At 43.1% G+C, this 20,961-nt stretch carries 18 protein-coding genes and 1 riboswitch; of the genes, 17 read left to right on the top strand and 1 reads right to left on the bottom strand.

All coding sequences use genetic code 11. From position 1 onward, the window contains the following. Positions 1–142: 142 nt before the first annotated feature. The 14 genes from FZC88_RS08830 to FZC88_RS08765 all read left to right on the top strand — a co-directional run bounded on the left by FZC88_RS08830 (position 143) and on the right by FZC88_RS08765 (position 16,608). Positions 143–1,432, top strand: coding sequence for a spore germination protein (locus FZC88_RS08830; protein WP_148994499.1), 1,290 nt, complete (start codon positions 143–145; stop codon positions 1,430–1,432). After that, complete coding sequence (locus FZC88_RS08825; protein WP_262371806.1) at positions 1,425–2,498, top strand: GerAB/ArcD/ProY family transporter; 1,074 nt, start codon at positions 1,425–1,427, stop codon at positions 2,496–2,498. The genes FZC88_RS08830 and FZC88_RS08825 overlap by 8 nt, the downstream gene beginning before the upstream one ends. After that, positions 2,495–3,562 carry a Ger(x)C family spore germination protein gene (locus FZC88_RS08820; protein WP_262371805.1) on the top strand — a complete coding sequence of 356 codons (1,068 nt, stop codon included), beginning with the start codon at positions 2,495–2,497 and terminating at the stop codon, positions 3,560–3,562. Before FZC88_RS08825 ends, FZC88_RS08820 begins: the two co-directional genes overlap by 4 nt. 73 nt (positions 3,563–3,635) lie before the next feature. Further along, positions 3,636–4,097: a hypothetical protein gene (locus FZC88_RS08815; protein ID WP_148994498.1), complete on the top strand. Its 462-nt coding sequence runs from the start codon at positions 3,636–3,638 to the stop codon at positions 4,095–4,097. A gap of 325 nt (positions 4,098–4,422) precedes the next feature. Beyond that, positions 4,423–5,256 carry an STAS domain-containing protein gene (locus FZC88_RS08810; protein WP_148994497.1) on the top strand — a complete coding sequence of 278 codons (834 nt, stop codon included), beginning with the start codon at positions 4,423–4,425 and terminating at the stop codon, positions 5,254–5,256. A 161-nt stretch (positions 5,257–5,417) separates the two neighbouring features. Further along, positions 5,418–5,972, top strand: coding sequence for a hypothetical protein (locus tag FZC88_RS08805; RefSeq protein WP_148994496.1), 555 nt, complete (start codon positions 5,418–5,420; stop codon positions 5,970–5,972). A gap of 123 nt (positions 5,973–6,095) precedes the next feature. After that, on the top strand, positions 6,096–6,428 hold the full coding sequence (locus tag FZC88_RS08800) for a hypothetical protein (protein WP_148967925.1): 333 nt from the start codon (positions 6,096–6,098) through the stop codon (positions 6,426–6,428). Positions 6,429–6,590: 162 nt separating this feature from the next. Then, positions 6,591–7,388 (top strand): hypothetical protein, encoded by a 798-nt coding sequence (locus FZC88_RS08795; RefSeq protein WP_148994495.1) that lies wholly within the window; start codon positions 6,591–6,593, stop codon positions 7,386–7,388. Continuing rightward, the gene (locus tag FZC88_RS08790; RefSeq protein WP_148994494.1) at positions 7,385–7,846 is read left to right on the top strand and encodes a hypothetical protein; all 462 of its coding nucleotides are present in this window, start codon (positions 7,385–7,387) and stop codon (positions 7,844–7,846) included. The genes FZC88_RS08795 and FZC88_RS08790 overlap by 4 nt, the downstream gene beginning before the upstream one ends. Positions 7,847–8,138: 292 nt before the next feature. Further along, positions 8,139–10,202 carry a DUF4179 domain-containing protein gene (locus FZC88_RS08785; protein ID WP_148994493.1) on the top strand — a complete coding sequence of 688 codons (2,064 nt, stop codon included), beginning with the start codon at positions 8,139–8,141 and terminating at the stop codon, positions 10,200–10,202. 206 nt (positions 10,203–10,408) lie between these two features. After that, a complete protein-coding gene (locus FZC88_RS08780) occupies positions 10,409–12,316 on the top strand; it encodes a PTS mannitol transporter subunit IICBA (RefSeq protein WP_148994492.1) in 1,908 nt (635 codons plus the stop codon). An 84-nt stretch (positions 12,317–12,400) separates the two neighbouring features. Beyond that, complete coding sequence (locus FZC88_RS08775) at positions 12,401–14,470, top strand: BglG family transcription antiterminator (RefSeq protein WP_148994491.1); 2,070 nt, start codon at positions 12,401–12,403, stop codon at positions 14,468–14,470. Between the two features lie 5 nt (positions 14,471–14,475). Continuing rightward, the gene (locus FZC88_RS08770) at positions 14,476–15,615 is read left to right on the top strand and encodes a mannitol-1-phosphate 5-dehydrogenase (protein ID WP_148994490.1); all 1,140 of its coding nucleotides are present in this window, start codon (positions 14,476–14,478) and stop codon (positions 15,613–15,615) included. A 342-nt stretch (positions 15,616–15,957) separates the two neighbouring features. Then, positions 15,958–16,608 carry a 2OG-Fe(II) oxygenase gene (locus FZC88_RS08765; RefSeq protein ID WP_148968201.1) on the top strand — a complete coding sequence of 217 codons (651 nt, stop codon included), beginning with the start codon at positions 15,958–15,960 and terminating at the stop codon, positions 16,606–16,608. A 34-nt stretch (positions 16,609–16,642) separates the two neighbouring features. On the opposite strand, the gene FZC88_RS08760 is transcribed toward FZC88_RS08765, so the two are convergent. Beyond that, complete coding sequence (locus FZC88_RS08760; protein ID WP_148995135.1) at positions 16,643–17,602, bottom strand: DMT family transporter; 960 nt, start codon at positions 17,600–17,602, stop codon at positions 16,643–16,645. Between the two features lie 92 nt (positions 17,603–17,694). Here FZC88_RS08760 and FZC88_RS08755 point away from each other — a divergent pair, with 92 nt between their 5' ends. From FZC88_RS08755 to FZC88_RS08745, 3 genes are all read left to right on the top strand, one after another. After that, the gene (locus tag FZC88_RS08755) at positions 17,695–18,285 is read left to right on the top strand and encodes a helix-turn-helix domain-containing protein (protein WP_148994489.1); all 591 of its coding nucleotides are present in this window, start codon (positions 17,695–17,697) and stop codon (positions 18,283–18,285) included. A 352-nt stretch (positions 18,286–18,637) separates the two neighbouring features. Next, positions 18,638–19,174, top strand: coding sequence for a sigma-70 family RNA polymerase sigma factor (locus FZC88_RS08750; protein ID WP_148994488.1), 537 nt, complete (start codon positions 18,638–18,640; stop codon positions 19,172–19,174). Further along, a complete protein-coding gene (locus FZC88_RS08745) occupies positions 19,155–20,555 on the top strand; it encodes a DUF4179 domain-containing protein (RefSeq protein WP_148994487.1) in 1,401 nt (466 codons plus the stop codon). The genes FZC88_RS08750 and FZC88_RS08745 overlap by 20 nt, the downstream gene beginning before the upstream one ends. 120 nt (positions 20,556–20,675) lie before the next feature. Continuing rightward, positions 20,676–20,852, top strand: a riboswitch (Lysine riboswitch). Positions 20,853–20,961: the final 109 nt, after the last annotated feature.

The raw sequence follows: 20,961 nt of genomic DNA, 5'->3' as shown, positions 1-20,961 counted from the left end.
TTTCTGATAATCATAAACGTATATAAATCGTCAATTAATCGGTTGTACAGGCATTCCTTACATAATACTAACCTCCCTTTACATATTCACCTTTGATTCGGGGATAGTATTCAAGAGATATGTATAGAAGGAGCCTATTATTATGGATTCTTTTTTAGTGGAAATCGATGCAGCGATAGGGGACAATGATGATTTTTTTCAAGTTCATCAAGATTTTGGCGGATTCCCCTTTTTATTGATGGGGCTTAAAAGTCTTATAGATGTGCAGAAAACGATCCAAGCGATCGAGGACCAAGTCATTTCAGGGACGATGGGGGAGCTGCTTCATGATGGAGAGGAAGTCATTGAAGCGATTTTGAAAGGGAAGCTGATCATCTCCAGTGTCGGGGAAAATGGGTCTTTCTTCAGTATGGACGCAGTGGCAAAGACGCTGAATCGTTCAATTGAACCTCCTACCAATGAAAATACCCTTCAAGGACCTTTGAGTTCTTTCAATGAGGACATCGATACAAACATTGGGATTATACGCAAAGAGATTGTTTCAAAAGACTTGAATGTGAGATCCTTTTCAGGAGGGAGCGGCCAGAAAAGAACACTTTCAATAGTGTACCGGAAAGAAAGCGCAGATAGGGAATATGTTAGCCGGGTCATCCACCAAATTGAGTCCAATATGGATCAACCACTTCATAATATTCAAGATGTGACGAAGATGTTAGGATTGTCGACCCGCACCCTGATTTCTCCTTTCAACACAACAGAGGCACCACAAGAAGTATACAGGAGCCTGCAAAAAGGAAAACTTGTATTATTTCTGGATCGAATACCTTTTGCTCTTATTCTTCCAAGTGATTTCTGGGATATGTTCTTCCTTGAGAATGATCGGAACTTCTCTTTCCCGATCATGGTATCAATGAGGCTGCTCAGGATTTTAGGTACATTGCTTGCCCTTGTCTTACCAGGACTGTATGTAGCGTTAGTCGCTGTCAATCCTGAGATGCTCCGTATTGAATTAGCATTATCCGTTGCTCAGACCCGTGAAGGTGTCCCTTACCCGGCATTTGTTGAGACCATTTTCATGCTTCTTATTCTTGAATTAATATTGGAGGCGAGTATCAGGCTTCCGAAAAGCATCGGTCCTACCATTACGATGGTAGGAGGGATCATTCTGGGTCAGGCCGTTGTCGAGGCGAGATTAGTAAGTAATCTACTGATCATCATACTAGCGGCCACTACGATCGCCAACTCTACCATAATCGGATTTCAAAATTCCATCTCCATCCGAATCTTTAAATATCTGATCTTGATTCTTTCTTCGATTTTTGGGGTATTCGGCATATTGGCAGGATTATTCGCAGTTTGTGCATACGTAGCTGGGATAAGCACTTTCGGGGTGCCTTATCTCAAGATTAAAGGAGTTAGTAAAAGTGGATAAAAGCTTGTATGTTGTCATCATGTACATTTTAACCCACATTGGCCTAATTTTATTTCTGTATCCTGGCAATATTATTGACAGTTCATCTCAAGGACAATGGATTCCGATCATTATCGGGGTCATCGTACATTTCATCATTTTATTCTTGCTTTTGACTGGACTTGATCGATTCCCGCACCAAGATATCATTACCATTTATTTACGTGCAGGCAAGTTGGTGACATTCATTTTTCTACTTCCCACTTTCCTCTATTTTTTTATGGCTAACATCATAACGGTCCGGGCGTATTCAGAAGTTGTTACCATTGTATTTCTATCAAACACCCCCCTATGGGCAATCATGGCATTGCTGCTTATATTATCAAGTTATTTAGCAATTAAGGGAGTGGAAGCCATTTTTCGTACAGGCATTCTTCTCTTCTTATTTTTATTCCCTTTGATTTGCTTTATATTGGTGGTTGCGTTTCAGAATGTTGATTGGCATTATGTATACCCATTATGGAATGATGACTTCTCTTTTTTGACTGACTCTTCTTATCTCAGAAGCTTCTTCGCCATTGGTGGTGTATTCCTGTTTATAGGGTTTGTAAGACCGGTCATTCCATATAAGAAGAAAAAAGTTTTGCTTGCTGCCGTTGCACTCATTCCCATTTTTATCATATCCGTATATATTCCTGTCCTTACATTTGGTCAGGCAACAGCATCTACATTTTTGTTACCTTTCGTCATGACAGTCGATGCCATCAATTTGACATGGCTTATGTTCGATCGACTGACCATGTTTTTCTTACTAAGTATAGTCATTTTTATATTGTTGTTTATCTCACTCGTATTATGGATGAGTGTAAGGATCATAAATAAATGTTTGCTGCCAACCATGAACCCATCCTATTTAATAATGGCTGTATCATTCATCATCTACTTCATTTGTTTGTGGATTCCGAATTGGAGTGACGTTGAACAGCTCTTTAAATGGAATACTTCCCTAAGATTCTATGTCATCTTTGGAGTCCCCATTTCAATTTGGATTCTTGGTGTCAAAGCAAGGAAGGAGGGTGAAAGTTGAGGTGTAAAAAAGCGGTCATCTGGCTTTTTCTCTTATTATTAGTTTTCATGATGAGCGGCTGTTGGGATACCAGGGATATTAATCATCGGGTCATGCCGGTTGTTTTAGGCATCTCCAAGGATAGTGATCAGTATAAAGTCTTTCTGCAGATACCCCACCCCCAACAGGATGTCATACAAACGAAGGTGGTCATTGGTTTTGGTGAAACGATTAATGAAGTTGTAGATAATATTAGTGCTGACATGGAAAGCAGTGTCGATTTGCTTCACGTAAAGGTAATTGTCATCGATCGGCATCTTGCAGAAGAAGGGGTGAAAGACCTAATATCAGGCATTATGAGGTCGAGGGATGTATCTTCAAAAGCGCTGGTTGCCATTTGTAACGACGATATTAATCAATTTTTCAAAAGTATGGAAAAAAACACCTCGCCAGGTGGGACGACTCTCTTGGATTTCTTCGAAAAGAATGCCGGATGGGACCCTCAGATTGCATTGACCAGAGTCTGGGAGGTATATAGAAGTATCCACTCTTATACCCGGGACGTGGCCATTCCGATGCTCCGTCTTGGAGAGACGACGTTAGTTGACCATGTGGGTTCAGCAGTGATAAAGAACGGAAGAATGGTTGAAGAAATCAATGCTAATGAGACTCTTCTTTACAACGCATTTAACGGAGAAAGCACTCAAGGGAAAATAGAGGTGCTGAATGAAGGGAGTGTCCTGATTTTAGGAAATACGATTGAACATACAAGTGAGGTGCAGAAAGAACCATTTTTATATACCAAAATTAAGTTAGATGTCATGATACTGGAAACAAAAGGGGATCCTACAGAGAAAATGATTGAAAAGGGATTGGAAAAGCTTCTAACAGACCGTTTGAATAAGATGTTCTCGAAGCTCCAGAAAAGCGAGGCGGATATTTTAGGACTTGGCCAATTTTTCAGAAAAGAAATACCGAGGATGGACTTAAAGGAATGGAGATCGAAGTATTATCAAAACTTGTCCACAGACTTTGTAGTTGATGTCGATATCCGGAATTCCGGGAATTTAAAGAACCCCGGTTAAGCACATAATTTTCTTGTGTTTCAGCAAAATAAGGAGACGTATTCTTTTTAACCGATAAAGGGGTTGTTTCAGCTTGATGTTAGTATGGGGACTCATTCTCTTTTTAGTAGTTGCTCTGTTGGTCATGCCAAAGAGGTTGACCGTTAAGGAAAATCTTATCATGTTTCCGTTCGTCGGATATTTTGCAGCAGTGGCACATATTCTGGTAGGCATCATGGTGGATCTTGTAGATTTTGGACCGACCAAAAGTGTGGAATTTACTGATTTTGTACTGGTTGCCTTTGCTCCCTCGTTCATTGCACTTTTATTCTTGAATTTTATGAAACCGGATAAGCCCTTGTTCTATACAATGATCTGGACCGTTTTCTCATTTTTATTAGAAGTATTACTAAGTTTTAACGGTTATATGGAACATTTAGAGTGGAAAATATGGTACTCGATCCCCGTTTATATAGTGGCATTCCTAACACTACATTGGTTTTTTCAATATGTAGTCCGAAATGGTTCTAAGAGTTCAGAAATATTCAAGAAATGATAAAGTAAATAACTTATTAATAAAGAGGAAAGATTGGGATGTTTATTCTATAGCATACATTCTTCTCTCTTTTTTTTTGGCAAATATGCAATCTTTAAAGGACCAATCAATCATTCTTTTGGTGAAATATAGAAATCAAAATGGTCCATGTACACCATTTGTGCAACTTTTTCTTTCTTTTTGTGCAAGGACATAGTACATTACTCTTATAAGCATATGAATAAGTCATTTAGGGTTTAAACCAATTGGGATAGTCTTATACACTCCTGCGGTCATGGCTTATGAACTGATCACAATATCTTGTCTTATAGAAAGTAGGTCGAATATGCACGTATCGGAAAAATTTTATGAATTTATGAATGAACGTACATGGCAACTGACAGACAATTGGTATGAGTCACTTGATAAAAATGATCTGTCAGGTGTGTATGCGTCAACAGATCCTCAGGTCATCCAGACGTTGAAGCGTCAAAATCACGAATTCCATGAACGGTTTTGTGTCCTATTTAAGGATGTAGGACAGGATGCACTATGTAATTTCGCCGAATGGATCGAGGAAATTGCAAAAGATGAAGAGCACTTAAAAACCCCAACTCACTATATACTGAGGGAATTTTTCAGAACCCAGGATCAGTACCTGGAGATCTTGCAGGAATTTTACCGCCTGCATGGAAGTGAGTTTCCATCGGAAAGAATTGAGTCATTTAGGGAATTGATCATTAAAACCTTTGGTCTTGTCATTTCCAAGTTTGCCGAAGAGAATTACGAATATGCCCAGAGACGCTTGAAGGCACAGCAGGAAATGATCAGGGAATTGAGTTCACCTGTCATATTAATTGAAAAGAAGACAGGGGTGCTGCCTCTTGTCGGTGATATCGATACAGGAAGGGCGAGGTATATCTTAGAGAATACACTGGCCGAATGCGTCGATAAAAATGTTGAGCACTTATTCATTGATTTATCCGGTGTCATCATGGTGGATACGATGGTCGCCCATCAATTATTCCAGATCATCGAAAGCCTGAACTTGATTGGTGTGAAGAGTTCGATTTCAGGCATTCGTCCGGAAATTGCCCAAACAGCCATTCAACTTGGTATATCATTTGAAAATATTTCTGTCACTTCGACTCTTGAACGAGCATTGAGTCAGCAACGGTAGAAAGAAGTCATTCAACGAGCGGTTACTCTGTAATCGCTCGTTTCTTTTTACCCTATGGAAACTAATTGTTTAACACCAATCTATATAGGGAATTACCCCCATTATAGAGTGAATTTGGTATGGTATGCCCTTGTGAAATTCACGATAGAAGGAGGGGCAACATGCAATTAGTCAAAATGATCCGATTCGACCGAAATGGATTTACCTGCGGTCCACCTCAAACTGAATCTATCTATAAAAGGAGAGAGCCGATTTTTATCAATCGGGAGATCGACAATCTTTTTCATACAGGTCAATCGATTTATACGTCCGAAATGATCCTGCCGCGATCCACTGATCGCCAATGGTCCGGATGTTTCTGTTATTTAGAGGAGTTCACTCAGGTGGCTACTGAAACTCGTCATATAGGCTTCCTCCCCAGAGAAAGTGTAATTTGGGTGAGAAATAAGAGCCATCTCGGCGGCGGGATTCCCTACTTCAATCGCTTCGTTCATCCATTGGTGGAAGAAGGGACAAATGATGATAATATGATCAAGGATACATGGGTGAAAATGAGCATAGAGGATGCACTGGAACGAACGTATCTGTGGAAAAAAGAGTATGGTTCCCTCCCTGAGTGGATCACGGAATGCTACCTGATGGAGGAACAAGTGAAACGTCTGATCTATCCTTCTACTAATGAAAAGATCTTGGAATTTTGGTTGAGTAAAAATTAAAACATACTGAAAGTCATGAATGTCCCGTCTTTTTGTTATAATACATAGTAATTGATCTTACAATCTAATGAAGGTTGAAGTGTAACGAATTTCGTTCACTTTCTATGTAAAAGGGGAATTCACTTGAAATTTGAAGAGATTAATCCAGAATTAGTGACATTATGCCGGACGGCAGATCCATTTCTTATGGCAGAATCTGTGATTGGAGACCGATTAAGAGGATTGGATACTTTGTCGTTAAAGGGAATCGAGCGAAAAAAGGCCCTTCCGGGAGACGTGGTCAACCTGTTGATCATCTATTTCTTCTCAGAGGTCAAAGGCACGGTCTATCACAGGAACGCACTTTCAAAGTTATATAATCATTGGGTCTCTAACGAAGTATTTACCTTCTCCAAGGCAAAAAAGATGATCGAGCTGGACATGCACGAGCAGCTTGGTGAAATCGACCGTTTATAGATATGCGAAAGGTCTGGATCTATTGGGATTCAGGCCTTTTTTTGCTTTAATAGCTAGATGTGATACTCACACTTAGGCAGGGTATCAGTAAAGAATAAACATATTCCAGATAGGCACACTAACAATATATATCATTTTTTGTAAAGGTGACCTGACCTCCTCATGGACAATCATACAAGCGACAACACAGCTAGGCGTTACACAGCGCATGTCAGTATTCTTGGCACCACCCAGATCCACGTGCGGAATCCGTATATCATCGCATGGTGGAGTGCAGCTTTTCCCGGATTTGGCCATTTACTATTATCGAAATATTTGCGTGGTTTTGTCCTCTTCATATGGGAAGTCATAGTGAATCTGCAAGCGAATGTCAATCTGGCCATGATTTATTCGTTTCAAGGTGAGATCGAGATGGCGAAGGAGATTTTAGATACGAGATGGCTTTTGATTTATATTCCTGTTTATATTTTTGGGATATGGGACAGTTATAGGACCACGGTTGACATGAATAAAGTATACATATTAGCCGACCGGGAAGCCCACCCTTTTAATTCATTCAGCATAGGAGCACTTGAAATCAATTATTTGGATAAACGAAATCCGGTTATGTCCGTATTGTGGTCCTTATTTATCCCTGGTCTCGGACAACTATATGTCCATAGGATTGTAACAGCATTTTTCGTGATCATTTGGACTGTTGTCTTTTTCTACTATTCACACGGTCTTGAGGCCATTTCTCTATTATTCTTAGGAGAAATAAAGGAGGCAACCAGTGTCATCAATCCTGAATGGCTCTTATTTTTCCCTTCACTATATGGTTTTTCCATTTTTGATTCCTATATGAATACGGTGGAGAATAATAAGTTGTTTGAAAAGGAACAGCGGGCGTTTCTTAAGAAAAATTATCAATCACCCACTTTTCAACCTATGAAAAGTAAAAAAAGCGAAGTGATCGAATGAAGATATTCTCAACGTTTGAACATAATGCGTATTTAGAAATGGCCATTGCCATGGTGGAGGAACAAGGGATAAAGAAAGAAGATATATTTGCGATGCCGTTGGATAAGCGAACGGAAAAGCGAAAAGTATTTGATTCCATTCATCGTTCGGATGGAACGTCTCTCATTGATATCGGCATGGCTCTTGCAACAGCCTTATCTGTCATTGGTGCGAGTATCGGTTTTGATCTGGCGTGGGGTCCCATTTACTGGGGTCTGATTGGTGCGGCGGCGGGGTTTATGATAGGATTCATGATTCGGATATTGACAGAAGTGGTATTGAAACCGAGAAGGAGATCGTTAAAAGGGAAATCCTCAGAAGTAATCTTGATTATCGCATGCGAAGAAAATCAGGGTGAAATGATAGAAGGTATTCTTTGGGAACATTATGCCCTGGGAGTAGCGAGATATAGAGGATAGCATACGGAATTCAAAGGGACAAGATATCAGTGGAATGCACTTCCTAAACTGTATAAACACTGGGTGTCTCAGCGAAAAGTTGATCGTGCTGGATATTCATGAACTGCTTGGTGTAATTGACTGGATTTAATCGACTCAAGTTAAAGGTCTGAATCTCAATTCCTGTATGGAATAGGGTTCAGACCTTTTTTTATGCCCTCATATAGAATCCCAAATACACCCTTAATATGGTAAAATTAAATCACATGTTATATTTTTTGAATATTTCGTTTTAAAGGAGGGGAATACAAATATGGTCACACCGCAAACAGCTCCCTTTTTGGTCAGTGGGATGAGGGAAAAGGACCAGCAATCGGTCATGGATTGGTTTGTGCAGCGTAAACAATCGTTCTATGCCCTGGGACGGATTTATGTAAGTAAGCAAGAGGATCTGGAAGAGATATTTTATCGATCGATCATCGTGGTACATAATGAATTACATCGTTTGAAAAAAGAAACTTCTTTTGAATCGTGGGCTGTTTCTCATTTTATACATATTGGCCGGGATCTTTCTAAAAATAAGAGTTTCCTGGATTCAGAGGGTAAGAAATCTGTTCAAACGCTCTTTCATGCCTTATATCAATTAGAGGATCATGAAAAAGAGGCGATTGCTTTAAAGTATTTCAACGAATGCTCTTTTGCAGAAGTTGGACGTATTCTTGATAATTCAATAGAGAAGGTTAAATCCTGGCTATTTTCAGGTGTACGAAAACTTAGGGAAGAGTTGGGTCACGGTTCTTTCGAGGGCTGTCGGGAATTTCATGGGCATTATCTTGAGTACTTAGGTAGAACGATGGATCGGCCTGAAAAGGTAAAGTTTGAGATGCATATCTACCATTGTCAGGGCTGTCAGGAGGATTTGGCTTCTTTTCAGGAAGTGGTTCTGACCTTAGCAGGAATGACAGATTCCATAGAGATCCCTGCTGAATTCATGGAGAGGATCAAGAGCAAGGTGGAGGAAAGAGAAGCGCGCAGGCAAAGGAAGAAAAAGAAACGGAAATCGATCTGGCTTGCCTTCGCAGGTGTTTTGGCGATGGTACTATCGATCGGATTCGTGACAGGTGGATTCTCCAGTTTATACTATGCATGGACGGAAGAGGATGAACAATTGCGTGCGATCCTCCAGCATAACCTGGGGGAACGGCTGAATCTCGAATCGGAAAGCAATGGGGTGAAGATCACCATCAAGAGTGTCGTTGCCGATGATGTACAGACTCTTGTCTTTTATGAAATAGAAGATACCGAGAAAGACAATCGATATATGATGAATGCTCATGAAGGCGTCCATATTGAAAATGAATATGACGTCATGAGACGTGATCGGCAAAACATGTTCTATTCTCCTCCTGTCGATCAGGACGAAATACAAAATGAAGAGAAGAATGTGTATAAAGGTACCATGAGTCTCCTGCCGGTTTCAATGGACAGCGGAACCATTAAATTGAATGTGGCAAGACTCATGCAAGTAGATCAGGACACTCAAAAAGGTGAGTATTTCAGTAGGGAGCTGACATTTGCAGAAGGAGACTGGAGCTTTGACATTCCGTTTACAAAGCAGTCATCCCGGGTGCATGAGCTGGAAAAGGAAATCGCCATTGACGGGATTAAGGTCCGCCTGGATAAGCTCACGATTGCGCCGACCACGACGCTCCTCCAGTACAGCTTTCAGAATCAGGGTGGGGATAGAAGGATCGATGTCATTACCTTTGATTCCCTGGGAACGGACAAGAAGAATGTAAAGGCAGACCTCTTTGGAGGAAATATGTACGTGGAATCCTTTGACCAGGAAGGATGGAGTGCCTTTACATCAAGCTTTGACACCTTATATTTTGAAGATCCAAAAGAAGTTGATATACTGTTTGATTCCATCCATTTATCAGTAGACGATAGGAAAACCATCCCACTTGACGATCTCAAGAACCTGCCCCGGAAATTTGAGTATCAAGGGAATACCATCACCATTGATGAAGTCCAGGCAGGAAATCCGGCGAAGGTGTTTGTTACGCATGAAGTAACGAAGGATCGTGCCTATGAAAGAGTGAACTACGGGTTCTCCAGCGATTATTTGATGAATGAAAATACTTCAATCGGAGTAAGTGATGGCGATGGGGTATTGATGGACAAAAACGGCAAGATCCATGAAATCGATGTATATGAGTATGATAAATTGGATCAACCCCGCTACTTCGAGACGGAGCAAACCATTGAATTTTATAACGATTCGTCCAGGGAAGATGTAAACTTGACCAAGCTTGAAATAGGGGGATACAGCACAACGAAATATGTGGATGACCGGGTGAAGGTGAACTTGGATTAAGAATATAGAAGAGGGACGGACCTCCTGCTCTAAAAGCAGGAGGTCCGTCCCTCTTAAGTGAGAATAACTTCCCACACCAGAGAAACAATAGGTTTGTCGTGACAAGGGTGACAAAGTTAGTTTTCATCGTTGTTGAAACCGTCACCATCCGGAGCCTATGATGAATATAGGAGAAATTATTATTCAATCATGAAAGGATGAGAGAAGTGGCTCAATCAAATATGAAAGTCGCGGTACAAAAGTTTGGTAACTTCCTCAGTTCAATGGTTCTGCCGAATATTGGCGCATTTATCGCTTGGGGTTTAATTACAGCGTTGTTCATACCAACTGGGTTCTTTCCAAATGAAAGCCTTGCCAAACTGGTAGGGCCGATGGTTACGTACCTGTTACCGCTCTTAATCGGGTATACAGGAGGTAAGCTCGTACACGACCAGCGAGGTGGGGTCGTGGGTGCAATCGCGACAATGGGTGTCATTGTCGGTGCACCGGATACACCGATGTTCCTGGGTGCCATGATCATGGGGCCATTGGGTGCTTACGTCATCAAGAAGTTTGACCAGATGATCGAAGGGAAAATCAGAGCAGGATTTGAAATGCTCGTCAATAACTTCTCCGCAGGTATTCTTGGTGGAATCCTTGCAATTCTGGCATTCCTCGGTGTAGGACCTGCCGTGGATGCATTTACGAATCTACTGGTATCAGGTGTTGACTGGCTTGTGGCAGCAGGACTGCTTCCATTAACAAGTATCCTGATCGAACCTGCAAAGATTCTATTCTTAAATAATGCCATCAACCACGGTGTACTATCACCGATCGGATTGGAGCAAGTTCAACAGGGTGGTAAATCGATCCTGTTCCTCTTAGAAGCAAACCCGGGACCGGGTCTTGGAATTCTACTGGCGTTCATGTTCTTTGGAAAAGGAACAGCGAAGCAATCGGCCTCAGGAGCAGGAATCATTCACTTTTTCGGTGGGATTCATGAGATTTACTTCCCGTACGTATTAATGAAACCGATGCTGTTCGTTTCCGTCATCCTTGGTGGAATGAGCGGAGTGTTTACCCTTGTTCTATTAGGGGGAGGATTGGTATCACCGGCATCACCTGGTAGTATCCTTGCGATTACCGCGGTTACCCCTCCAGAAGGATTGGCGTATCTCGCAAACTTTGCAGCCGTCCTTGTGGCAGCAGCCGTTTCCTTCATCGTGTCTGCCATCGTCTTGAAATCAAGCAAGACCACAGATGAAGACATCGAAGGCGCAACGAAGAAAATGCAGGAAATGAAAGGCAAGAAGAGTTCTGTAGCAGGCCAAGTGAGCCAAGGAACAATGCCTGAAGAAGTAAACAAAATCGTCTTTGCCTGTGATGCAGGCATGGGCTCAAGTGCCATGGGGGCTTCACTACTCCGTAAGAAAGTAAAAGCGGCAAGTCTGGATGTCAGCGTGACGAACACGTCCATCAGTAACCTTCCTTCTGACGCTCAAGTCGTCATCACACAGGAAGAACTGACGCCGCGGGCTAAAAATAAACTTCCGAATGCCTATCACATTTCCGTGGATAATTTCCTATCCAGTCCAGAGTACGACAAGCTGATCGCGAGTCTTCAGGACGGGATCACGGATGAGCAGGCAGAGGTTGTGGAGGATGCAGAGGAAGAAGCGGTAAACACTGAACCGAATGCAGATCATGATGATGATCTTCTCCTGGAAGAGAACATCTTCATGAACCAGGAATTTGCCACAAAAGAAGAGGCGATCCGGTTCGCAGGAGAATCCCTCGTCAAAGCAGGATACGTGGAAGAAAGCTATGTAGATGCTATGATTGACAGAGAAGGAATCACATCTACGTATATGGGTAATAATGTAGCCATTCCACACGGTACGGAAGATGCGAAGAAAGCCGTCATCAAGTCCGGATTCACGGTCGTTCAAGTTCCGAAAGGCGTCGACTTCAACGGAGAGAAGGCGAAGATGATCTTCGGTATCGCAGGTAAGGATGGCACACATCTGGAAATCCTATCAGGCATCGCCGTTGTCTGCTCCGAACAGGAAAACGTCAACAAGATGGTTCAGGCCAAGTCAGCCAAAGAACTGAAAGACATCATTAACAGCAACTAGAAAATTCATTCAGAAAGGCGGGGTCCCTGCCTTTCTGTTCTCATTTGTATCGATAAAAGCTAATTCAGGGAAAGAGGGGAAAGCATGTTTATTACATCAAGGGAAAAATCCATCATCGAATTGATCGTAAAAACATCGGGGAAACATACCGTGTACTCTCTTTCTGCATTTCTGAATGTGAGCGGGAGAACCGTTCAGCGCAACCTGAAATCCATCGAAAGCATTTTAAAACAGTATCATTTAGAACTGAAGCGAACGGCCAATGAAGGCCTGTTCATCGACGGGAAGAATGAACACATCTATCGCTTGATCCAGAATCTTGCGGAAGTAAATCCCACCGACGAAACACCAGAAGAGCGAAAGCTGAATTTACTGATCATCCTTCTCCAAGAAGGACCTTCCTTTAAAAAACAGGTACTTGCACAGCAGCTGGGGATCAGCGTCACGACCCTCACTTCGTATCTCGATGAGCTCGCCGATTGGCTTCATAAATACGGCATCACCCTGACAAGGAAACGAGGGGTGGGGGTGGAGCTTGCCGCAGATGAAGCCGACAAGCGTCATGCCCTGGCAAGCTTCTTCCTCGTCTACTTTTATGAAGACATCATCGAGACCTTGTACGGGATGCAAAAGGGGAATCACCTAGATGTGCCGGTGCTGGGGTATTTCAAACCAGACTATTTACTAGCTGTCGACCGGGTGGTGAACCAATACTTGGCAGAAGGTCAGATCACCTTGACGGACAGTGATTATATCGGTCTCGTTGTGTATACATGCCTGACGATACAACGAACCGAAAAGGGCTTCGAAATACAGAAATATGAGCAAGCAGAGGATCATGATTCTACTGAATATCAGCTGATGGACATGATTTACAGGGAACTGAAAGATAAGCTTTCAATTCCGATGACCAAGCGGGACGTCCAATTTTTGACGGTCATTTTAAAAGGATCCAAAGTTCAGGATCCCGACGTCGTTTACTATGACAGTATCCTCCTCGGGCATCTCATCAAGAATGTCATCAAGGATGTATCGGCAGACCTCCATGTGGATCTGTCTGATGACTTTTCCCTTTTCCAGGGCCTGCTTGCCCATATGGGACCGTCCATCTTCCGCCTGCAGCAGGAGCTGGATCTTTTCAATCCATTGACGGATGAAATCAAGAAGAAGTATCCCGTGTTATTTTTAGCGGTGAAAAAGAGCCTTGAAACGGAATTCACGGATATTGCTTTCCCCGATGACGAGGTGGCGTTCATCGTCCTTCATTTCGGATCGGCCATGCTGATGAATGAAGAGAAGGTCAGTATCCATGCCGTGGTCGTCTGTCCCACGGGGATCGGTACGTCCAAGATGCTCGCCAGCAGCATTCAGCGGGAGTTGACGATGATCAATAAGGTGGAAATCCTGTCAATCAAGGATTTTCAGACGGCAAACCTGGATGAATACGATATCGTCATTTCCACAGTAAGGCTCCCCTTTACGGAAGTGGAGTATATTCTGGTAAGCCCGTTATTGAGCGAGAAGGACATCGGATTCATCCAAAGCTATCTGCAGAATAATGTCGAAAAGCTGACCAGAAAGAAATATTTGAAGGCAGCACCGCGATCGGGTGAGAAAACCGAAGTCAGGATGCTCCTCAAGGAAATCAAGGATGTCCATTCCAGCATGGAAGCTATACTCACCAATTTCCGGGTGTACCGAAAGCATTCGGCGGGGAGTCATCTCAGTATTTTGAATGAAATGGTGGAACAAGCGGAACGGGAAGAACTTCTTCATCAGCCGCATGTGGTTATGCATCAGCTGATGGAAAGGGAGAAAAAAGGAGGACTAGGGATTCCGAAAACGATTATGGGTCTCTTCCATTGCCGGGACCGTAACGTGAAGAGGCTGATCTTCCAGGTAGCCCATCTGGATGAACCGTGCAGAATCAAGGGAATGGACGGCGTGGATATGGAGATGAAAAGTCTCCTCCTCATGCTTGCCCCTGAAGAGTTGAGCAGGCGGGAACAGGAAATCCTCAGCCTGATCAGTACAAGCTTAATCGAAGATCATATAAGCATGATGATTTATTCGTCCACGAACGAAGCGATCATCCTGAAAAAATTAGAAGATATATTTCTGGACTACTTACAAACTAATTTGATAAAGGAATGATGATGTTGAAACAAACCGTACATTTTGGAGCAGGAAACATAGGCAGAGGGTTTATCGGAGCATTATTTTCCCAATCAGGTTACCACGTGACCTTTATGGACATCGCCGAGCAGGTGATCAACAAGCTGAATGAAGAAGGTCGCTACCAGGTGAAGCTTGCAACGGAAACGAAGGAAACGGAAACGATCGAGAATGTGTCCGGCCTGAACAACCTTCATCAAGAAGGGGAAGTAATCGACACGATCGGCCAGTCCACCTACCTGACGACGGCGATCGGACCGAATATCCTTCCGAGAATCGCACCCCTGATTGCAAAGGGGATTACTAAGCGTATGGCGTCTACAGATGAGCCGTTATATGTGATCGCGTGTGAAAATCAGATCGGTGCGACGGACATTTTGAAAAAACATATTTTAGAAAATCTTGATGAAGAAACGGTAAGTAAGCTTGAAGGCAAGGTTTTCTTCTTTAATTCAGCGGTGGATCGCATTGTTCCTATGCAGGATCAGAGTTCATTGGATGTCCTTGTTGAACCATACTATGAGTGGGTGGTGGAAACGAAGGAAGCGATCCCACCTGTTGAAGGGATGACGATTGTAGACGACCTTGCACCATTCATCGAGCGTAAGCTGTTCACGGTTAATACAGGACATGCGGTCATTGCTTACCTTGGTTACCTGCAAGGGAAAACAACGATCGATCAAACATTGGCGGATGATGCCATTGCCGATCAGGTCAAAGAGACGTTGAAAGAAACCGGTGCTTATCTAGTAAAACAATACGGACTTGATGAAAAAGAGCATCTTGCTTATATTGAAAAGAACATTGAGCGATTCAAAAATGCCTATCTGAATGATGATGTGACCCGTGTGGGACGCGCACCAATCCGCAAGCTTGGTCCCGAGGACCGTTTGATCCGTCCTACAACAGAGGCTCAAAAAGCGGGGCTCTCTTATTCTTATCTAGCCAAGGCGATTGCAGCAGCGCTATTGTTTGACAATCCTGAGGATGAACAAGCTATCGAAATTCAAGGTATGATCAAAGAGCACGGTCCGGCTCATGTGTTGAAAGAAGTGAGCGGACTGGATGAAGATAGTGAGATTACGAAGGAAGTATTGGTGCAGTATGAAGGGTTGAAGAAATAAAATTCAGGGGCTGTCGAATTCGATTCGGCAGTCTTTTTTCTGAGTTTGACGCATAAAACCTATCCATGTCTTTTCTGTGACGCCCCCGCGCCCCTGCCAATCCTTCAATCAACCTGAATCCCATCATCTCCCTTATTTTTTATCAAAAAAAAGATAGATTTCCCCTCATACCGGGTGTAAAATATATGAAAATACACATGCAGGAGGAAACAGCCAAATACAATCTACAGCTATGCCTATTGTTGCGGTCGTTTTTGCAGATTGGAAGAATACAAGAATGCTTCCACTAACATAAAAATTCAGAATGTTAAAAATACGATAAGAGGTTGATGAAAGTTGACAATGGATACTACTGAAATAGCTGTAAAGGAACAAACGATTTTTCACCATACAGGGAATAAGATCAAGACGGAAGACCGGGATATTCAGATTATCGCAAAAATGGAAGAGCCACTGGTCGTGGTTCTTGGCAATGTGCTGAGCCATGAAGAATGTGATGAACTCATCCAGCTTTCAAAGGATCGGGTGCAGCGTTCGAAGATAGGGAATACCCGTACTGTCGATGAACTTAGAACGAGCAGCAGCGTTTTCCTTCAAGAAGGCGAACATGACGTTGTGACTAGAGTGGAAAAGAGAGTCTCTCAAATTATGAATATACCTGTGGAGCACGGGGAAGGTCTTCAAATCCTTAACTATAAACCGGGTCAGGAATACAAGGCCCACTTCGATTTCTTCTCGGCATCATCGCGGCCGGTGAAGAATCCGAGAATCAGCACCCTTGTCATGTACTTGAATGACGTTGAAGAAGGAGGGGAAACGTACTTCCCTAAATTGAATTTCTCTGTCTCTCCGCAAAAGGGGATGGCCGTCTATTTCGAATATTTCTATGATAACCAGGAGCTGAACGACTTGACGCTTCATGGTGGGGCACCGGTTGTCATCGGAGATAAATGGGCTGCGACCCAGTGGATGAGAAGAAAGGTATTTAAATAAAGTAAAAGAGGAGCATCCCAGATGCCCCTCTTTTTTAACTTGCCGATTTAATTGGTTTAATAATTCCTGAGTTCATTTTTTTTATGTTCAGCGTGTGGATGATCATGCCTGTGATGATCAGAAGGATGCCGATCAGGGCGGATCCTGATGGGAATGGAACGGACAGGATCGCCGCTTCCCCCATGATGACGAACAGGATCTGGGTGGACTGGGTCGCTTCCACTGCCGCAAGCTTCCCAGGATGATGGCGGGACTGATTTGTCGCAATGAAGAATAGGGATGTCGCAATCACTCCTGAGCAGATGGCGACGATAAAAGATTGTGTCACTTGCGACGTGCTTGGTGCCCCCACCTTGAAAAACGCATAGCACCCCAGGACCAACCAGAAGGGAGTACTTGTAATCGTCATCCCCAGCACACGTTGGAAGGTATCAAGCTTCCCGCCGCACACCTCCATCATCTTACGGTTCCCTAGTGGATAAGCAAAGGCTGCGATGATCACAGGTAAGACACCTACGACCATTTCTGAAGGTGACAATCCACTGGCATTTTCCTGCTGGATGAAAAGAACCCCTATTAAAATGACCGAGGAAATGGCCAGTGCTCTTATTTGAATGGAGTGCCTGCGCTTCACCGGTCCCGAAGTATAAAACAAGGGAGCAAGCAAGATGCCCGCGACGATGGTAAACTGCCACGTGCCCGCGACGAGCCAGCCCGGTCCGTACGCAGCCGCATAAGTGATAGGGCCATAAAAGAGCACAAACCCGACAAAACTCCATGTCAGCCACTCAAATGGTCGCTTCCTTATTTCAATCCACACTTGATTTACATTCTTCCTTAAACCTACAATAAGGAATAGGAAGGGGAGCATGAGCAGGAATCGCAGGGATGAACTCCACATCCAGCTTCCACCAGCTAGCTCCATTGAACGGTTCAGAATAAAGGTGACGGCAAAGAACATAGATGAAATGATACCGAGAGCAAGCTCTTTGATGATGAACACTCCTTTCCGTTTTGTATACTATAGTTTATTTTATATATATTATAATATACTTACATACATTGTCTATAGAAAGAGGTAGGAATATGAACAATGACGGTTTGACTTGGCAGGACCCGGAAAAATTGGCGCAACACGTCGGGATGACACTGAGACATATACGACATGAGCGCGGGCTCAACCTGCAGGAGCTCGCCGCCATGACCGAAGTCAGTACTTTGACACTTAGCAAGATCGAAAGGGGAGAAGCGAATCCGTCTTTGACGATCATCTGGAAAATAGCGAATGGTTTAGCTATCCCGATATCCGCCCTCCTCGTGGAAAAACAGGAAGTCCAGATCTCCCGGAAAAATGAAGGGAGCAAAGTGATCAGTGCCAATGAGTCCTTGACCTTGGAACCGATGTTTACTTCCTCTGGCTATGGCTCATTGGAAACCCACAGGGCCTTCCTGAAACCGGACAGTGAGTACAGTGCCGATGCCCACCAGCCCGGGGTGATTGAATTTGTCACGGTCATGGAAGGAAGAGTGCGTGTGAAGTTGCAGGATGAGGAATTCGACCTAGGTCAGTATGACTCGATCAAGTTCCATGGTGATAAAGTACACAGCTACATCAATATGGAATCAACGGAAGCAGTCCTGCATTTTGTGATGATTTACACGGGACGGACAGATTGAAGCTTATCGATGGGATAAGCTTCTTTTTTTAGCAAAAAGCCTAACGGTGGAGGTTAAAAAAGGTTGATTTAATCTTTATTTGACTTTGGGATCATTTTTATTCAAACTTCTTGGCGGCTGACCACATCCGATTTACTTAATTGCGTCGAAATCGGCCATGATTGCGTCATTTTCGAGGGGAATTGCATCATTATCAAAGATAATTGCGTCAATTTTATATTAAATGCGTCTCATTACATCATTTATGCGTATTTTTGAAATATATGGTAGACGCCCCCTTTTTCACCACACAAAAAATTCCTTGAAACTTTTCCCCCCCACCGGACTCTAATGAATGACAGGAGGTTAATCAATGGATGTAAAACTTGTAAAAAAAGCAATAAAGGGGAATGAACAGGCATTCGAAAGGCTGATCCACTCAGAAAGTGAGAAGTTATACCGGACGGCATTTCTATATGTAAGAAATAAAGAGGATGCTCTGGATGTTGTGCAGGAAACGGTTTGTAAAGCATTCACCTCGATATCCCGGTTGAAGAATCCGGAGTATTTCAGCACCTGGCTAATCAAGATCCTGATACATACAGCATACAGCATCCTAAAGAAACAAAACCGGCTCGTGCTGACAGGGGATGAGTTTCTCGATACCGCCATCGTCTCAGAAGAACAGGATGTAGAAGGGCGGATTGACTTGATTACAGCTATGGCGTCTTTGAATCAAAACTATCAAACGGTTATTATCTTATTCTATTTCCAGGGTCAGTCGATCAAGATGATTGCCGATACGATGGGTACGCCTGAAGGGACGGTCAAGACGTATCTTCACCGGGCAAAGCTGGAATTGAGAATGCTATTGGAAGGAGTGAATCAGTATGGACAAAAAATGGTTTGAGGAAGAAATGAACAGCATCGAGGTACCAAAAGAAGAGGTTTTTGAGGCAATCTCAACAGGAATACAAAAAGGTAGAAAACAAAAAGTCCGGAAAAAAACGGCCAAAATAAGTGCCGCCTTTACCACCGCTGCTGCCGCCACGGTACTCGTATCGGGCTTCCTAATCGCACCTGTGAACAATGCACTGGCCAAACTGCCTGTACTGGGCGGCATTTACGAAAAAGTAGGTTCCCAGGTCGGGAAAGAACTCTATTTCAGCGATAAAGTGACGGAAGTTAATCAGGCCGCCACTTCCAACGGTGTCGATGTAACGATTACAAGCACGTATTATGACGGGAACATCATCGGGGTCACCTTCAAGGCGAAGGGTGATGACCTTTCCATTGAACATATGGACGATGGGAATCGTCCGGTGAGCGGTTACAGCTATCACCTCTTCGACGGGAAGGATCAGAATCAATGGGGGTCGGGAAGTTCGGGTCTTAAAAAAGACGGGGATGAGTTCATAGGCTCGATCGAATTTTACCGGGACGGGAAAGAACCGCCGGAAAACTTCACCCTTCCGTTAACTTTCACCCATATGGCAGATGTGAACGGGACTTGGACCTTTGATGTACCGGTTGAGAGGATTCCATCTGAAACGATCCACACAGATGTAAGGACAGAATCGCCCCATGGTGAATTTGAGCTGCAAGTGAAATCCATCACTAAAGGAAAAGCTACGACTACACTGGAGTATACATATTCGGTGAAGTCTGAGAAGGATACGTTAAATCTGGTCGTGTTTGATGACTTAGGGAACCGGTTATCAAAGTCCAGTGCAGAGACACTGAATATCAAAGTAGTTGACGGTGATTATCAAAAGACTGTCAGGGAGCTGTTCACTAGTAAACTCAGTGATAAGGCACAGTCGCTGAAAGTCCAAGCTGATATGGAGCGAGTAGATGAAGACGGCATCATCTCACTGAAGGATTCACCTCCATTCCAGGTGAAGAGCCCTCGTTTTGGCTATCAGGTCACGATACAAGATATCCAAAACGTAAAAGGGAAGGTGACACTGGACTTCACCATCGATGCCATCAAAGAAAAACAATTCAATTATGATATTTTAGAGAATTTTGCTCAATTCGTTCAGGTGATCCCATCAAAAGATATTAAAAGAAATGCCAAGGATGAACTAGATTATAATGAGATGCTGAATCATATGATCAGAAGTGCTACAACGAAAACAGTGGATAAGGATACTCTCCGTTATCAATCCACGTTTACATTGCCTCAGGATGCCAACCTTGAGGACTACTCTCTAATTGTTCCATTCGAGTCATTGAGCAGAAATGATAAGCCCGTCAAAATGAAACCGTTCGAAATCAATCTGAAATAAAATGATCCACGAAATCCCCGGGCTCCATTCCGGGGATTTTGCCTATTTCTCTCTCAAAAACCAATTGACAACTATTTCAAGAGAATGGTATAGTAATTCAAACAAAATAATACGTCACTCTCTGATAATAGAGGCGCGAGTATGATGAGTACCTTCTTTGAGAATAATGGATTCTGAGAAAAGAAGGAAAAGGCAGATCGCCGAAGCAGAAAATAGCCAATTCTATTTTTTGTTGGGCCAGCATTGAAGAAATGCTGGACTGTCACAATGAAGAAGTTGTGGAGAACTATTGAAGAGATGTTAATACATAGTCTTCATCATGTTTCCAAAACTTTTGATGATAAACCGTATGAGCATCGCTTCATACGGTTTTTTTGTGTTTTTTTAGAGAGAGTCAAAAGGAGTA

Source organism: Rossellomorea aquimaris (assembly GCF_008180865.1).
GTDB lineage: Bacteria > Bacillota > Bacilli > Bacillales > Bacillaceae_B > Rossellomorea > Rossellomorea yichunensis.
This window is presented reverse-complemented; position numbering and strand designations above follow the sequence as displayed.

What these genes read in the sequence shown, in the direction of transcription:
- FZC88_RS08830 (WP_148994499.1), top strand. Translation starts at nt 143, where the DNA reads ATGGATTCTTTTTTAGTGGAAATCGATGCAGCGATAGGGGACAATGAT.
- FZC88_RS08810 (WP_148994497.1), top strand. Translation starts at nt 4,423, where the DNA reads ATGCACGTATCGGAAAAATTTTATGAATTTATGAATGAACGTACATGG.
- FZC88_RS08805 (WP_148994496.1), top strand. Translation starts at nt 5,418, where the DNA reads ATGCAATTAGTCAAAATGATCCGATTCGACCGAAATGGATTTACCTGC.
- FZC88_RS08795 (WP_148994495.1), top strand. Translation starts at nt 6,591, where the DNA reads ATGGACAATCATACAAGCGACAACACAGCTAGGCGTTACACAGCGCAT.
- FZC88_RS08790 (WP_148994494.1), top strand. Translation starts at nt 7,385, where the DNA reads ATGAAGATATTCTCAACGTTTGAACATAATGCGTATTTAGAAATGGCC.
- FZC88_RS08785 (WP_148994493.1), top strand. Translation starts at nt 8,139, where the DNA reads ATGGTCACACCGCAAACAGCTCCCTTTTTGGTCAGTGGGATGAGGGAA.
- FZC88_RS08775 (WP_148994491.1), top strand. Translation starts at nt 12,401, where the DNA reads ATGTTTATTACATCAAGGGAAAAATCCATCATCGAATTGATCGTAAAA.
- FZC88_RS08765 (WP_148968201.1), top strand. Translation starts at nt 15,958, where the DNA reads ATGGATACTACTGAAATAGCTGTAAAGGAACAAACGATTTTTCACCAT.
- FZC88_RS08755 (WP_148994489.1), top strand. Translation starts at nt 17,695, where the DNA reads ATGAACAATGACGGTTTGACTTGGCAGGACCCGGAAAAATTGGCGCAA.
- FZC88_RS08750 (WP_148994488.1), top strand. Translation starts at nt 18,638, where the DNA reads ATGGATGTAAAACTTGTAAAAAAAGCAATAAAGGGGAATGAACAGGCA.
- FZC88_RS08745 (WP_148994487.1), top strand. Translation starts at nt 19,155, where the DNA reads ATGGACAAAAAATGGTTTGAGGAAGAAATGAACAGCATCGAGGTACCA.